This is a genomic window from Mycobacterium stomatepiae (genome assembly GCF_010731715.1).
Taxonomy (GTDB): domain Bacteria; phylum Actinomycetota; class Actinomycetes; order Mycobacteriales; family Mycobacteriaceae; genus Mycobacterium; species Mycobacterium stomatepiae.
In genome coordinates, this window is record NZ_AP022587.1 from 4,168,608 (window position 1) to 4,182,114 (window position 13,507).

11 protein-coding genes and 2 pseudogenes are annotated in these 13,507 nt (G+C 67.0%); 3 read left to right on the forward strand and 10 right to left on the reverse strand.

Annotated features, from left to right (window positions below; translation table 11 throughout):
* The first annotated feature begins 125 nt into the window (after positions 1-125).
* Entirely contained in the window at positions 126-1,259 is a 1,134-nt protein-coding gene (locus tag G6N54_RS19630) for a BTAD domain-containing putative transcriptional regulator (protein ID WP_163791523.1), read from the forward strand.
* 3 nt (positions 1,260-1,262) lie between these two features.
* On the opposite strand, the pseudogene G6N54_RS19635 reads toward G6N54_RS19630, so the two are convergent.
* The 3 genes and pseudogenes from G6N54_RS19635 to G6N54_RS19645 all read right to left on the reverse strand — a co-directional run bounded on the left by G6N54_RS19635 (position 1,263) and on the right by G6N54_RS19645 (position 2,693).
* Positions 1,263-1,888: pseudogene (locus G6N54_RS19635) on the reverse strand (maleylpyruvate isomerase family mycothiol-dependent enzyme).
* Positions 1,885-2,370, reverse strand: a complete 486-nt coding sequence (locus tag G6N54_RS19640; RefSeq protein ID WP_163791524.1) for an SRPBCC family protein — start codon at positions 2,368-2,370, stop codon at positions 1,885-1,887. The pseudogene G6N54_RS19635 and the gene G6N54_RS19640 overlap by 4 nt, the downstream one beginning before the upstream one ends.
* Positions 2,367-2,693 (reverse strand): ArsR/SmtB family transcription factor, encoded by a 327-nt coding sequence (locus G6N54_RS19645; protein ID WP_163791525.1) that lies wholly within the window; start codon positions 2,691-2,693, stop codon positions 2,367-2,369. Before G6N54_RS19645 ends, G6N54_RS19640 begins: the two co-directional genes overlap by 4 nt.
* A gap of 196 nt (positions 2,694-2,889) precedes the next feature.
* Here G6N54_RS19645 and G6N54_RS19650 point away from each other — a divergent pair, with 196 nt between their 5' ends.
* Entirely contained in the window at positions 2,890-3,126 is a 237-nt protein-coding gene (locus G6N54_RS19650; protein ID WP_163791526.1) for a hypothetical protein, read from the forward strand.
* A gap of 43 nt (positions 3,127-3,169) precedes the next feature.
* The gene (locus G6N54_RS19655) at positions 3,170-3,487 is read left to right on the forward strand and encodes a hypothetical protein (protein WP_163791527.1); all 318 of its coding nucleotides are present in this window, start codon (positions 3,170-3,172) and stop codon (positions 3,485-3,487) included.
* A 33-nt stretch (positions 3,488-3,520) separates the two neighbouring features.
* Here G6N54_RS19655 and G6N54_RS19660 read toward each other — a convergent pair whose 3' ends face one another.
* From G6N54_RS19660 to G6N54_RS19690, 7 genes and pseudogenes are all read right to left on the reverse strand, one after another.
* Positions 3,521-6,787, reverse strand: a complete 3,267-nt coding sequence (locus G6N54_RS19660; protein WP_163791528.1) for an arabinosyltransferase domain-containing protein — start codon at positions 6,785-6,787, stop codon at positions 3,521-3,523.
* The gene (locus G6N54_RS19665; protein WP_163791529.1) at positions 6,787-8,826 is read right to left on the reverse strand and encodes a galactan 5-O-arabinofuranosyltransferase; all 2,040 of its coding nucleotides are present in this window, start codon (positions 8,824-8,826) and stop codon (positions 6,787-6,789) included. Before G6N54_RS19665 ends, G6N54_RS19660 begins: the two co-directional genes overlap by 1 nt.
* Positions 8,827-8,828: 2 nt before the next feature.
* Positions 8,829-9,593 (reverse strand): decaprenylphospho-beta-D-erythro-pentofuranosid-2-ulose 2-reductase, encoded by a 765-nt coding sequence (locus G6N54_RS19670; RefSeq protein WP_163791530.1) that lies wholly within the window; start codon positions 9,591-9,593, stop codon positions 8,829-8,831.
* 11 nt (positions 9,594-9,604) lie between these two features.
* Positions 9,605-10,987, reverse strand: coding sequence for an FAD-binding oxidoreductase (locus tag G6N54_RS19675; protein WP_163791531.1), 1,383 nt, complete (start codon positions 10,985-10,987; stop codon positions 9,605-9,607).
* 91 nt (positions 10,988-11,078) lie between these two features.
* Positions 11,079-11,501, reverse strand: a complete 423-nt coding sequence (locus tag G6N54_RS19680) for a GtrA family protein (RefSeq protein ID WP_163791532.1) — start codon at positions 11,499-11,501, stop codon at positions 11,079-11,081.
* A 38-nt stretch (positions 11,502-11,539) separates the two neighbouring features.
* On the reverse strand, positions 11,540-12,019 hold the full coding sequence (locus tag G6N54_RS19685) for a GreA/GreB family elongation factor (RefSeq protein WP_163791533.1): 480 nt from the start codon (positions 12,017-12,019) through the stop codon (positions 11,540-11,542).
* A gap of 402 nt (positions 12,020-12,421) precedes the next feature.
* A pseudogene (locus G6N54_RS19690) lies at positions 12,422-13,466 on the reverse strand (flotillin); the annotation flags it as partial.
* Between the last annotated feature and the right edge of the window lie 41 nt (positions 13,467-13,507).

The following is a 13,507-nucleotide window of genomic DNA, read 5'->3' on the forward strand; positions in this document are numbered from 1 at the left end:
TCTCTTTATGGGGTGAGGATGCGGGGCCGCGCAGCGGCCGGGTTACCGCGCGAAAGTCTCGCGACCTGCTGGGCACGTTCAAAGATCCGCACATTTGAGCGCCCGGTCTGAAACCATTCAATGCGATGACGGACTCAGGTCTCGGGTTCGGTGTGTTGGGGCCGTTGCAGGTAACCGCCAACGGCGCCCGGATGAACCTGGGCGCCCCGAAGCAGCGTGCGGTGTTGGCGATGCTGGTGATCAACCGCAACCGACCGGTGTCCGTCGACGCGTTGATCGGCGCGGTCTGGGACAAGGACCCGGTGCCGGCGGCGCGCATCAGCATCCAGTCCCACGTGTCCAACCTGCGGCGGCTGCTGCGCACCGCACCGGCGGGCCAGGTGCTGACCAGCGTGCCACCCGGTTATCAGCTCAGCATCGCCGACGCGGATTGCGATCTCGGCCGCTTCACCGCCGCAAAGGCCGCCGGCTCGCAGGCGGCCGCCGCGGGACGGCTCGAGGAGGCCAGCGGTCACCTGTCCGCCGCGCTGAGCGAATGGCGCGGGCCGGTGCTCGACGACCTGCGGGAGTTTGCCTTTGTCGACGCGTTCGCCACGGCGCTGGTCGAGGAGAAGGTCGCCGTCCACACCGCCCGCGCTGAGGCCGAAATCGCCTGCGGGCGTGCGGAATCCGTTGTCGGCGAACTCGAGGCGCTGACCGCCGAACACCCCTACCGGGAACGGCTTTGGGCACAGCTGATGACCGCCTACTATCTGACCGAGCGGCAATCCGACGCTCTCGGCGCGTATCGGCGACTGAAAACCGCGCTGGCCGAGGGGCTCGGCATCGATCCCGGGCCGACCGTGACCGAATTGCACGAGCGGATCCTGCGCCAGGAACTCCCGGCCACCACCCGAGGGGCGGTGACGACCCTGAAGGTCAGCGTCGATGCGCCCCTGGGCGAGTCCGCGGCGATCCCCGTCGACGGGTCGGTCGTGGTGTTGTTGCGAGACAAGGCCGGAAAGCAGTATCGGCTCAACGATGCCACCACCCGGATCGGCCGCTTCGTCGACAACGACATCGTGCTCGACGACAACGATGTCAGCCGCTATCACGCGGTGATCACCGACAGCGGAACCGGTTTCGTGATCACCGATCTGCGGTCCACCAACGGCGTCGAGGTGCAGGGCAGGCGCATCCGCGGCAGTGTTACCCTTGGCGACGGCGACCACATCAAAATCGGCAGCCGCGAATTCACCGTCGAAATCCGGTCATTCTGAAGGCTATTCGGGCAGTCTCGCGGCGAACGCGGCACAGCCCGGGCCGCTGAGGTCGGTTAGCGCCGCGCGACGCCCCGCCATCGCCATCAGCAGGGCTTCACCCGGACCGATGACCTCGGGCCCCCTGCCGTGGGTCCAGTCGACATCGGTGGCCCGCAGCCGCAGCCCCCGGATCCGTCGGCCGGCGCCCAGCCGTGGATTGCCCGGCACTAGGCCGAGCACTCGCTCGAGCCGGTCGACCGGCACGCTGCGCGGCCGACCCAGCGAACGGCGGATGTCCTGGTGATGAATCGTGGCGTCGACGAGGGCGATCATGCCGCCGAAACCTGCTGTCAGTCCCCGTGGCTGGAGGTGGCTGCGCAGAAATGCGAGCAGTTGCTGGGTGCTCAGCGGGGCGAATTCGTCGACGCCCACCTGGTTGGCCCGGACGACCCAGCCCTTCGCAAACCGCTTCAGCAGCCCGAGCTTGTCGAGCTCGTCATAGCTGACCACATGCGCGACAACGTCTTTCACGCTCCACCGTGAGCACAGGCTGGGTGTTTCCCAGTCCTGCGGGCTCAAGTGGTCAGGAAATCCGCGAGGTCGGCGCGCTCGTCGTGGGCCATGCTCATCATCGATGGCACGGTCATTCCGGTACCCCGTCGGTGAGACCGACGTAGCGGTGCAGGTAGAGCGGCCAGCCGGCCTCGCCGTCGACTCCGTCGGCAACCGCCTGCCAGTCGGTGCCATGCCGGTTCAGGTGGCGGTGATCCAGGTCGACGCGCGTGCGCGTTTCGGATTCCGCGGTGAAGCGCACCTCGACCTCGCTGGTGCGCGACTGGTCGGGTTCCAGCTGCCAGGACGGACTGATATCCCATGTGAACAGCAGCCGGTGTGGAGGCTCGTAGGCCAGCACCCGCGCCCATCGGCACACGCTGCCGTCGACACCGCGGTCGTAATTGTGTCCGCCCGCATGGGTTTCGAACACTGTCTCGGCGATCGGGACCGCCAGCAGGTTGTGCTCACGCGGTTTGAAGTCGCCGAACTGTTCGGTGAAGACGGCGAACGCGCGCTCGATCGGGGCATTGACGATGACCTGGTGCTGAACTTCCGGATTTCGCCCCTGCGTCATGACGCCCCTCCTTCGATCTCGGTGAACTTGGCCGCATAGTTGGCCAGGGCTTGGGTCCAGAACCGGTCCAGCTCGGCGCGCAGCGCCTGCAGGCCGGTCGAGTCGAGTTGGTAGAGGCGGCGCGTCCCCGCCGCCTCGTCGCGTACCAAGCCGGCGCATTTGAGCACCTTGAGATGTTGTGAAACGGCCGGGCGGCTGACCGGTAGATCCCGGGCCAGTTCACCGACGGCTGCCGGGCCGTGCGCAAGGCGCTCCATGATGGCCCGGCGGGTGCGATCCGCCAGCGCGACCCACGCATCGCCACCCGTTTGGTAAGTTGCCACGAACCGTAAGCCTACGCTTACCAATAGCGGTGCGGCAATCGTCGGCGATTATCAAAAGACCTGGTCAGCGTCGCATGAATTTCGCAAGGATCTCGCAAAGAGACAGCAAGAGGCGCGCGTGAAACTACCGGCGTCGGCAACCCAACCAGAGAAAGCGTCGCGGGCCGACGGCGACAAAAGCGCAAAGGAACCAACCATGAACCTGACTCACAACTGGACGCGGATGATCGCCGCGGCGCTGGTGTCGGGTGGCATCGCGGCAGCCGGATGGGGCTTGGGTGCGTTCGCCACGTCCGATGGGCCTCACTACTGGTGCCCCGGAGACGCCATGCCCAAGTCCGTAGGCCTTTCCTGGGACATGACCGTCTGCCACCAATACCACCAGCTTTCCAACGGGCAAATCGCCGAGGGACCCGCTCCCGACAGTCGGTGAGGATTTGGGATCGGTAGCGGCGATCCCCGGGTGTACTTGCGCCATGAACACTTCTCACAAGATGAAGCGAGCGCTTGCCGGTGCGGTCCTGTCGGGCGGCGTGGCCGTCGTCGGGCTGGGCTTGGCCACAGGAATCGGCCACGCTCAGCCCGCCCCGATGGTGTGCCAGGACGGCGGGACGGTACCGACGCCTACCAACAGCTGCACGTATCAATGGTGCCCGGGTTCACCGGTAATGAAGCACATGCCGAACTGGGACCGAAACGTCTGTCACCCTTGGTATTTCGACCAGAACAGCCCGCCGACCGACTCGATCATCATCGAGGGCTTTCCGCCGCCGCGACCGCCGTCGCCGCCGTGAATCCCGTTCATCAACTGCCTGCCGGGGCTGTAGCTAGCCCCGGCGCAGCGGGGCTGGATCCCACAGGCCACTGCGCGTCGCGGTGCCCAACTGCAGGCGTGCGGGCTGCGCGCTGGGGTAGTACGGCGTAAGCCGTTGCAGCGAACCCCAATCGCGCGACCAGTCGTCCTTGAGGTAGGTGGAGATCGTGGTCGCCTTCACCAGCAACTCGGTGACGCCCAGTGGGCCACCGCCGTTGTTGTCCATCACCGGCGAGTTGGCCTCGGCGCCGAAGCGGTCGGGCAGGATGCGCCACTTGGGGGTTTCGTCAACGCCGTTTTGATGGCCGAACGGTCGCTGGCACGGAAACGCCAGACCCACCAACCAGTCCAGGAACACCGGATCCTGCGAACCCACCACCTGCTGCAGTGTGCGCAGCTGCGGAATCCGCGGCGGGGTGACCGCGATCCAGTGCTGCGGCGCCAGGTCTTCGTCGTTGACGACCAGGCGAACCTGGGTCGCGTTGTCGGGTATCCAGGACAGCGGCATCCGCAGGTTGCGCCACGCGGGCGAGGCGCCGACATCGAAGAACTGGAACGACCCACCCGAGTGCCCGCTGGCCGCCTGCTCGTTGGTGGCCCACTGCACCTGCACCTCACGGGGATCGAACCGGCCGGCCGCCGATACCACCAGCAGCGGGCCCACCTTGTCGCGCGCGGGTAAGCGATACCAGCCCGAGCGCAGCATGGCGGGCACCTGGATGCCGGGGCGCCAGCTGCCGAGCACCGGAGTGTGCGCCGGGTCGAGGTTGTAGGGCAGCTGGGCGCGCGAGCCGTTGACACCGGGTGCGGCGCTGGTGCCACCCTCGGTGCCGGCCTCGCTCGTGGTCGTCTTGCCGTCTTCGTTGACGAAGCTGCGGTCGCCCGGCCGTTCCATCACCGGGTCGGCCGAGACGTCGGCGGGAATACCGTTGGGCGTGAAGGCTTCCGACAGTCCGGCGCCCAGCGCGTCACCCACCGGGGCGGACGTCGGCGTCAGCATGCCGGCGTTGGGATCCTGCTCCACCATGACGTCCTCGGCCAGACCGCACGACTTGCCCGCCAGCGCTTCCAGGTTGGACCGGCCCACCGACCAGGCCGGGTATTGCCCGGTCATCGCCAGCGTCAGCGAGACGACCTCGAACGTCACTAGTGCCCACGCGGCAATTGCCAACGGGGACTGGATGATTGCCGCCATCCGCGCCCCGTTGCGGGTCTTCGGGGGACCGTTCTCGGGGGATACGAAGTGGAACCAGGCCGCCAGTAGCAGCACCACCAACGTCAGCCCGAGCAGCGCAGTGGCGAACGCATAATGCCAGGCCGGGAATGAATTCGACCATGGCACACCGAAATTGGAGACATACCACCAGCCGTTGACGCTGGCGAACGACAATGCGGCCAGGAACAGCACGGTGGCGGAGAACACGGTGCGGTTGCGTCGTGAGCGCATCGCGGCACTGGTCACGGCGACGGCGGCCAGCGCGCCCAGCGAACCCGCCAGCCCGGCGAACACGCCGAAGTGATGCGTCCATTTGGTCGGGGTGAACATCATCGCGAGGAACGAGATGATCGTGATGCCGACGATGCGCCGGCTCGGTCCGGCCGCGGTGCCCGGAATTCGCCCCTTGCGCAACGACATTGCCACCGTGATGCCCAGCGCGAGCAGCACCGCCAGCACCGCGAAGCGGCGGGCCACCGATCCGTCGGGGCTGGCCATGAACAGCCGCTCGTACCGGATGTGCTCGTCGAACCAGCTCAGGCTGGGCCCGAGTGCCCTCTTGAGCGCGGTCGCCTGCAGCTCGCCGGCCAGGGTCTGGTCGCGGAAGATCAGGATCACGGTGACGGTGGTCGCGGCGAGGATGGGCGCCAGCAGCGGCAGCACCCCGAACTGTCTGGATCTGCGGTGGATGATGGTGCGCAGCGGCCCGACCGCGACCAGCAGGGCGCCGATGGACGCAATGCCGGTGGGCCCGGAGAACAGGGTCAGCGCCCCGATGATGCACGCGATCGCCACCGGCAGCAGCCGGTTGGTGGCCACCGCCCGTTCCACCGAGCACCAGGTGAGCAGGATGCCGAGCGCGATGATCGGTTCGGGGCGCAGCCCGTTGTCGAGCGGCAACCAGGTCGCCAGGAACAGCCCCGCCGCGGTCCAGGCGGCCGCGGGGGTGGTCTTCACGGCGTGGCCCAGCCGCGGGATGACCTCGCGACTGATCGCCCACCAGCACGTCAATGCCATCGCCAGGGTGGGCAGCCGCATCCAGACGCTGTTGGTACTGACGTGCGCCCACAACGCCAACAGGTCGTAGTACCAGCCGAACGGCGCCTCGGGGGTGCCCAGCCAGCGGTAGTAGTTGGCCATGTAGCCGGCGTGTTCGGACACCCGGGCCATGGTCAGGATGTAGCCGTCGTCGGAGGTGTTGGCGCCGACGAAATGCCACCACACCAGCACGGCGATGACGAGCGCGTCCAGGGCGCCGATCGACCACCACTTTGACGGCAGGAAGCGGCGATGCCGGGTGCCGTCGGCGGTGTCGAGGATGTGCAGCGCGATCAGGGCGACGGCGGTCAGCACCACGCCGAGGATCATCGCGGCCATCTTCAGCGACGTCGGGCTGCTGCTGTAGCGGGTGTCGACGGTCGCCGAGAAGCTCAGCCCCGGCGGTGTCGGACCGCCAAGATCGGTGAAGACGCCGACGATCTGCGGCCGGAAGTCGTAGCCGCTCTTCTCGCCGCGCAGGGGCGAGCCGGGATGCTCGGCGTTGGGTCCGAACGTCAGCCCGACGAATTCGGCGGTGACCCGGTCGGCGTGAGCGGTGAAGGTCAGGCGTTGGCAGGCCGGGCTCAGCACCTGGCTCAGCGGCGCGACGACCACCGGGACATTGCGAACGATCAGGACCAGCTCGTCGTTGGCGCGCCGCACCAGCAGCCCGCGGTCGATGGCTTTGGGCGCCTGCTTGGGCACCGTCGACAACAGCACCGTCTTGCCGGCGTTCTGCGGCCCGGCCAGCCCGGCAGCGGCCGCGCACGGCACCGACATGTTCAGCTCGGTCGCCACGTACCCGATCAGCGGCGCGTCGACGCTTTCGAAGGTGCCGTTCTGCGGCCAGTTGAGTTGGGCGGTGGTTTGGTTGACGGGCAGCAGCGGCGTAGCGATCGCCAGCAGGGCTCCGAGCAGACCGGCGACGACGGCCACGACGCGAGCGGCCCACTGCCTTCCTCCCGCGCCCTTCACGGACCTAGATGGTAATTCTTCGGCCAACTCGCGCGAGGTGTCGGTCGCCATCAGCGGCTTGCCGCCGGTTGGGCCGCCGGCCGGCGGATGGCCAGCACAAACGGGCCGATGCTTTGCACGGCGAACCGTGGGTCGTCGAACAGCGCGGCCCGCAGCTCCACGGTGTAGCGACGGACATTGGGCTGGTTGGGGTAGACGTCCTCGGCCAGCCGCAGCGTGTAGGTGTTGTTCGCGCCCCGGCGCATCAGGAACACCGTCGGCGGTGGCCATGGGCAGGCGTCCAGCGCGCGGATGAACTCGTCGGGACTCTTGAGGTCCGACCACTTCTTGATCTGCGCGGCGCGCAGGTCGAATTGGGCCAGCGGGTTGGCGTAGTGCGACGTCAATCCCTGAAAACCCCAGTACGGGTAGTAGGACAGGAAGCTGTAGTCCGCGGTCAGCACCACGGTCTGGTCCCGCGGCCGCCCGGTGAGTCCCACGATGGCGGCATCGACCGCGGAGTAGAACTTCTCGGACCCCGCCGGTCGCCGGTCACCGCGCTGGCCGTGGCCGTCGGTGTCGGTGTAGGCGATGGTGAGGTCAGGGCGCAGCACGTCGGGGATGTCCTGGCTGAACGCGATGGCGGCGGCCAGCCCGATCGCCCCGGCTACGGGCGCGGTTGCTCTTTCGAAGGCGCGGCTGCGTGCTCGCAGGGCGAGCGCGGCCTCGATGAAGCCGAATACTCCGGCGGCGACCAGCAGCACGCTCAGCGTGGGCTGCAGGCGGAACGAGAGCAGCGTGGTGCGCGCCAGCGTGGTCAGCATCGACAACAGCGACCACAGGTAGATGGCCAGCACGCCGATCGTCAGGGCGCCGGCTCGCACCGACGTGGGGGCACCTCCCGCTCGCGGGGGACGGGTTCGCACCACCAGCCACAAGGTGCCCAGCAGGCAGATCGCTCCCAGCAACGAGAACTGCAGCATCGGGAAGGTCAGCTCGGCTCCGTCGGCCGGCAGGTAGTGGAACGCACTGCCGGAGTTGCTGACCGGGCTGCTGGCCGCCCGCAGCAGGAACGGCAGCCAGGTGGTGGCCGCGATGGCGGCGGAGATGGCGGCGACGACGGCGATCCGGCGCAGCGGGTCGAGCGCGGCCATCGGGCCGCCCTGCCGCCAACGTGACACCACCAGCACCAGCGCCATCAGCGCCATCGTGAACGCGGTGAAGCCGAACAGCAGCGAGTACCAGGTGGCGGTAAAGCCGAGGAACAGCCCGGCGCCGATCACCGCGGCCCAGCCTCGCGCCGCCGGCTCACCGGCGGGTGGTACCTCCGCGCCGAGTGTGCGGCCAGCCTCACGTTCGGCATCGAGTGTGCGGCCAGCTTCACGTTCGGTGTTTGGGGACGGGCGCTGGCCGGCGCGCAGGCCCGACCACGTCAGCACCAGCACCGGCGGCAGCAACACGGTGATCATCGCCGCGTAGGGCTCCGGTGAGCTGTAGGCCAGCATCACCGCGGCGGTCGCGGTCGTGACTATCAGCGCGTACTCGAACCGGATCATCCGCCACCACAGCACCAGCGCGACGGCGATGGCGATCGTGATCGAGGTGATAGCCCACGGCTTGTACAGCTCCCAGGCGGGCATACCGCTCAGCGCGGCGGCGCGCCCGCCAATCCAGAACCAGCCCGGCGGGTAGAACGACGGCAGCCCGAGATATGTCATGTCGTGCAGGGCGGGGCTGTCGGCCAGGCGCGTCAGGTACTCGGTGCGGAATTGCTGGTCGACTGAGATGCCGAACAGATACAGCTTGGTCGCTCCCAGCGGCATGCCCAGCGTCACCACGCTGAACGCCGAACAGAACACCAGCCCGCCCAGCTGGGCGACCAATTGCCACCGGCCCGCCCGCCGCCACAGCCAGCCGACACCGAGAAGCCCGATCAGGCAACCGACTTGGCCGACCGTGGTCAGCGCGTGCAGTTGGTTCGACGACGGAAACGCGGGCCACTGGACCCGGACGATGGCGATCAGCGAGACCACCGAGACCCCTGAAGCGACCAAGACGGCCACGATCACCGCCGCCAACATCTGGCCGAGGCTGGCCAGTGCGTTACGCATGATCAGATGGGCAGCTTGCGGAAGATGGGCCGCGGGATGTGTCGTAACACCATCATCATGTACTTGAATGCTCCTGGCGCCCAAACCAGTTCCTTACCTTTAGCGGACGCGGTCACCGCGAGGTTGGCGACGTACTCTTTGTCGACGGTCAGCGGCGCTTCCTTGACATGCGCGCTCATCCGGGTGCGCACCTGACCGGGGCGGATCACCAGCACGCGAACTCCGTACTCGCGCAACGCCTCTCCGAGGCCAAGGTAGAAGCCATCCAAACCGGCCTTGGTGGAGCCGTAGACGAAGTTAGATCGTCGCACCCGCTCGCCGGCTACTGAGCTCATTGCGATGATCTGGCCGAAACCCTGGGCGCGCATCTTCTCGCCCAGCAGCACGCCCACCGAAACCGCTGCCGTGTAATTGATCTCGGCGGCGAGTACGGCTTTGTGCTGGTTCTGCCATAGTTCTTCGGCGTCGCCCAGGATTCCGAACGCGACGATGGCTACGTCGACGTCGCCGTCGGCGAAGGCCGCATCGATCATCTTGGGGTGGCTGTCGGGCTCGGTGGCCTCGAAGTCGAGCAGCTCGACCGAGCGCGCACCGGCGGCCTTCATTTGCGCGACCGCGTCGTCACGTCCCGGGTCGCCGGGCATGGCGGCCAACAGGATTCGCGCGTGCGCGTTCTGCAGGTAGCGCTCGCAGATCGCGAGCCCGATCTCGGAGGTACCGCCCAGCAGCAGGATCGTCTGCGGGTTCCCCACGGCATCTAAAACCATTGGCGCACCATCTAGAGCAGCTCCAAACGTCGGGCCATGTCGGACGCGAAAACCCGTAGCGGGTCGGCCTTGCGGCGTACGGCGATCCATTCGTCGATGCGCGGGTACATGGCGTGGAAGGTTTCGGCGGTGGTGCGTGAGTCCTTGGCGGTGTAGACCCGCCCGCCGAATTCGAGCACCCGGCGGTCGAGTTCGTTGAGGAACTCGTTGACCCCGGGCTTGTTGGGGAAGTCCATCGCGACATTCCAGCCGGCCATCGGGAAACTCAGCGGTGCGCGGTTGCCCGGGCCGAAGAGCTTGAACACGTTCAACGCCGAATAGTGCCCCCGCGTCTGGATCCAGCGGATGATGGCCTTGAACTCGGCAAGAGCGTCCGGTGGCACCAAGAACTGGTGCTGCGCGAAACCCGTTGGACCGTAAGCGTTATTCCAGCCTCTCACCAGGTCGAGCATGTGGTAGAACTTGGACAGATTCTGGATCTTGCCGGTGTAGGTTCCGCCGAGCCGGTAGTAGGTCTCGCCGATCGCCATGAACGACAGCTTGTTCATCGCGCTAACTGGAAAGATGTTGGGCACCGTCAACAGTTGCGGCGCATCGAATTTCAGTGGATTCTTGGCGAGCTTCTTCGGCAGCTGGTCCAGCTTCGCCAGGCTGCCCCGGCTGATGGCGGCCCGACCGAGCTTCGGCGGTGGGCTGATCAGGTCGAACCACGCGCTGGAGTACGTGTACCTGTTTTCGCTGCCGTCGATGTGCGCGGCGACGGTTTCGTCGAGATCGTTGGTGGACAGGCCGTCGGCGATGAAGTACGCCGTTTCGGTCGGTGTCATCGCGATGATGGCGCGCAACACGATCCCGGTCAGGCCGTTGCCCCCGACGGTGGCCCAGAACAACTCGGAGTCCGGGCCGTCGGGGGTGATCGTGCGAACCGAGCCGTCGGCCATCAGCAGGTCCATCGACCGCACATGGCTGCCGAAACTGCCCGCGCTGTGGTGGTTCTTACCGTGGATGTCTGAGGCGATCGCGCCGCCGATAGTCACCTGGCGGGTGCCCGGCAGCACCGGAACCCACAGCCCGAACGGCAGCGCCGCCTTCATCAGTTGATCCAGGCTGACGCCGGCGTCGACGTCGACCAACTGGGTGTCGGCGCTGATCGAGTGGATGCGGTTGAGCACCGTCATGTCGATCACCAGGCCGCCGCCGTTTTGCGCGTTGTCGCCGTAGGAGCGGCCCAGTCCACGCGCGATCACGCCCCGGCCGCCGGAGTCGGCGACCCGGGCCACCGCCTTGGCAATCACCTCGGGATCGGGCGTCGAAAGCACGTGCGCCACCGACGGCGCGGTGCGGCCGAAGCCCATCAGCCGGGTCGGGGTGGTCGGAAAGTCGGCGCTCAACATCGTCAAAGAGGGTACCGCCTGGCGCCACGACGATGCGGGACGCTTACGTCCCGCTGAGGAGTGGGCCGATCCAGCCTGTGCACGGTAGGGGTCAGTGAATGCGGAAGATCACGGCTCGCTGCACGATGAAGTTGATCACCGTGGCGGTGCCCTGTGCGATCACGAACGCGACGACGGCAGCCCACCCCGTGTAGTGCATCAACACCAGACACAGATGGTTCAGCCCGACCTGCACGGCGAAGGTGATGCCGTAGAGAACCATGACCGCGATGAAGCGCGCGGTGCTCGGCTCCGCCTGGAAAGTCCACCGCCGGTTGATCAGGTAGGCGGTGAGGGTGCCCACCACGAAGCTGGTGGCCTTGGACACGTCGACCTGAACGCCCAGCACCTTCCAGAGCAGCATGTATAGCCCGAAGTCGACTACGGCCGAAAACCCGCCGGTCACCACGAAACGGGTGATCTGGGTGGTCAGACTCAGGCGCGCCGGCGCGATGTCTGACTCGGGGGGAAGCATTGGGGGAGTTTATCGGGGGCGGGCGCGCCCCAGCGGAGCTACTTGGGCAGCTTCAGCGCGATCAGCTCGACCTGGCTTTCGCCCTGCGGGGTCGAGTAGGTCACGGTGTCGCCGGCCTTGTGCCCGGCCAGCGCCTGCCCCAGCGGGCTGTGGGAGGTCAACGTCTCGGCCTCACGACCGACGGGCGTCTCTTCGACGATGGAGATCACGTGCATCGTGACGATCTCACCGTCGGCGAACTTCAGGGTCACCTCGGTGCCGCCCGGCAGCGAATTGTCCTCTTCGTGGTGCGACGGCCCGGTCCGCAGCCGCCGGTCCAGTTCGTTGATCCGGTCGCCGAGGCCAACCAATTCCTCGGCGCGCTGGATCGCCTCCGCCGCGTCACCGTGATCACCGGTCATCCCGCGGTCGCCCTTGACCTCGGCCTCGAGAAGATCGCGCCGCTCTCGCAGCCGGTCCAGCTCCGCGGCAAGACTCTCCCGCGCCGCATCCGCCACTGATTGAACTTTTTTACTCACGTCCGTCGACCTTCCGCGGCGCCCCGCGCGAGTCGGGAGCGCACCAATTTGCTTGGTGATGAATTTGTGGTGCCTCAGTGTTGCACCACACGAACTCGGCCGCCACCGATATTCGGCGCGCGCTTTCCATCGGTTATACACGCGTCCCACGACAGGATCACGGCCCTGTGTTCATTGCTCCGGCGGTGCCGACGCCTGCCGCGAATCCAGCGCTCAGCGCGCTGGCTTTACCGGGTCCGGCCGGAACCACGGGAATCTCGGGGCTCTCGGGAATTCAGGTTCAGGCCGACACGGACGTGCTGAGGGACGTGCGCTGGGACGCACTGTGGGATGTGCTGTTCGACAGCTACAGCGAATCTGTTGGTGCACACTATCATTCGCGATGATTTGCTGTGACGACGCGTCCGTGGTCCCGGTGAACGTCGCGTTGTCGTCGTACTCGACGATCTCGCCGCGCAGCGCGTCGAAGATCGCCTTGCCCTGCGACACGAGTCCACTGGCCACCTGGCTGAGGCCGTCAGCCCCGTTGAGCACGGTGAGATTCGCGCCGGCGAGCCCGGCCGCGGCCCGCTCCACGATCTCGGGCAGCTGGTCGATCAGCGCCTTGTCCAGCGCGACGCGGTTGTGCGACGCCGCCGCCTCGGCCAGGATCTTCATCCGCTCGGCATCGGCGACGGCCAGGATCCGGACGCGTTCGGCCTCGGCCTCGGCGGGCTTGACCACCTCGGCGACCAATTCCTGCTGGCGCAGTTCGGCGGCGCGCTGGGCCAGTTCGGTTCGCATCGCGAGCACCTCGCGCTGGGCCTCGGCTTCGGCCAGCGGGCCCGCCTGGGCGGCCTCCGCCTGGGCCTTGTCGACCTCCGCCTTGTACTGCGCCTTGACGACCGCGGTCTGACGGGCGAATTCCGCCTGCTGGCGCTGGGATTCCTGCTCGGCTTCCGCGGCTTTCTGGTTCGCCTGGGCCTGAGCGATCTGCGCCTGCTGCTGAATGGCCGCGTTGTGCGGTGCCGACATCGCGTTGATGTAGCCCAGGCCGTCGTCGCCGATGGACTGGATCTGCAGCGCATCGACGGCCAGGCCGATCCGGGCCATCTCCTCCTTGGAGCCATCGAGCACCTCGGTGGCCAGCGAAGATCCGGCCGGTCAGTACCGACATCTGATCCTGCTCGGACAAAAATCGCTGCGCGGCGCTGATGATGCTCTCGGTGTCGTTGCCGACCTTGAAGGCGATCACCGCCCGGACGTTGAGGGTGATTCCCTGTTGGGTGACGCACTTTTCGGCGACCTCGGACTCACACATGGCCAGGGTGAGAAAGCGCGCCTTGCGGAAGAACGGGAGCACAAACGCGCCGTGGCCCGTCACCACACGGAACGGGGCGTTGCCTTTCGCGCGGCCACCGGAGATGAGCAACGCCTCATCCGGGGAGGGCACCCTATAACCGAGCATTCTTTAACTCCTTAGCTTTTCGGTGTTGTGTAGCAGGGGAT